Raw genomic sequence first — 1,528 nt, 5'->3', positions numbered from 1 at the left:
CAGGAACCTTAACAGAAATAATGGCTGTTAAACCTTCACGCGCATCATCACCAGTCACATTCACTTTTTCTTTCTTGAGAATATTTTCATTTTCAAGATACTGGTTTAAGCCACGTGTTAAAGCTGCGCGGAAACCTGCTAAGTGCGTACCACCATCTTTTTGTGGAATGTTGTTTGTGAAACAGCGAACATTTTCTTGGTAACTATCGTTCCATTGCAATGCAACTTCTACAGTAATGCCGTTGTCAGCATCAGCTGTGAAATGGAAGATTTCGTTGAGATGGTTTTTACCTTCGTTGATGTATTTTACAAACTCAGATAAACCGCCTTCATAGTCATACACATGCTCAAGGTTAATACGTTCATCACGTAAAACGATACGTACACCAGCATTCAAGAAAGAAAGCTCACGTAAACGGCGTGCTAGAATTTCAACATTAAAAATGGTTTGACTGAATGTTTCTGCACTTGGCCAAAAACGTACAGTTGTTCCGGTATTATCCGTTTCACCAATCACACGCAATGGATATTGCGGATCACCATGATGATATTCTTGCTCATGGATTTGACCAGCACGGTAAATCGTTAAATGCAATTTACTTGAAAGTGCGTTAACAACCGAAACACCTACGCCGTGTAAGCCACCTGAAACTTTATAGCTATTATCGTCAAACTTACCGCCTGCGTGCAGAATCGTTAAAATTACTTCTGCAGCAGAAACCCCTTCTTCAGGGTGAATATCGGTTGGAATACCGCGGCCATTATCTGAAACACTGACCGATTCATCTTCGTGAATCGTGACAATAATTTCATCACAGTGGCCAGCTAAAGCTTCGTCGATTGCATTATCGACAACCTCAAACACCATATGGTGTAAACCGGTACCGTCGTCTGTATCCCCAATATACATACCCGGACGTTTACGAACTGCATCTAATCCACGTAATACTTTAATACTAGAGGAATCATAAGCCTTTTCATTGGTTTGTTCTGTTTGAGAGGCTGATTGAGACTCTGAACTCATGGTTTCTCCCTAGCAAATATAGGTTTATTCAAAGATGGGTAACATCAAAAAATTATGGTGCAGCAAGACTAACTTGACCGGATTCAACATTGAATAATTGATATGAAATAGACAGATCATGTAAATGTTTTTTTACCGATACATGATCTAAAGTTGTCATAAAAACCTGGCTACCAAGTTGGCTTAATCGTTCAATTAAACGTTGTTGTGCGGTTAAGTCTAATTCTGCTGTCAGATCATCTAATAATACCACAGTTTCCTTATTACTCGCATGCAACATTGCAATTTGTGACAGTTTTAAGGCAATAATCAAGAGTTTTTTCTGACCTCTTGATAAAACATCATCCGCATGTCCAAATGGCGTTTTTAAGCGCAAATCTGCCCGATGCGGACCATACTCGGTATAACGTCTCTCGATGTCTTTTTGATGCTGATTCAACAAGTCTTGCATAAGCCCCTGCTCTGTATGAAAACCTGGGCTATATTCCAGCTCAATCTCCAAAT

At 39.8% G+C, this 1,528-nt stretch carries 1 protein-coding gene and 1 pseudogene; both read right to left on the bottom strand.

The features are described 5' to 3' along the window. Nucleotides 1-1,024 (bottom strand): ATP-binding protein (locus tag VXQ92_RS17425; protein WP_416682665.1); only part of this gene is annotated, 1,024 nt, incomplete at its 3' end. Between the two features lie 52 nt (nt 1,025-1,076). Next, nucleotides 1,077-1,528 (bottom strand): annotated as a pseudogene (locus VXQ92_RS17420) (DNA replication and repair protein RecF); the annotation flags it as partial.

This window comes from Acinetobacter sp. 228, assembly GCF_048147885.1.
The sequence above is the reverse complement of the archived record's forward strand: the minus strand, read 5'-3'. Positions and strand labels throughout refer to the sequence as shown.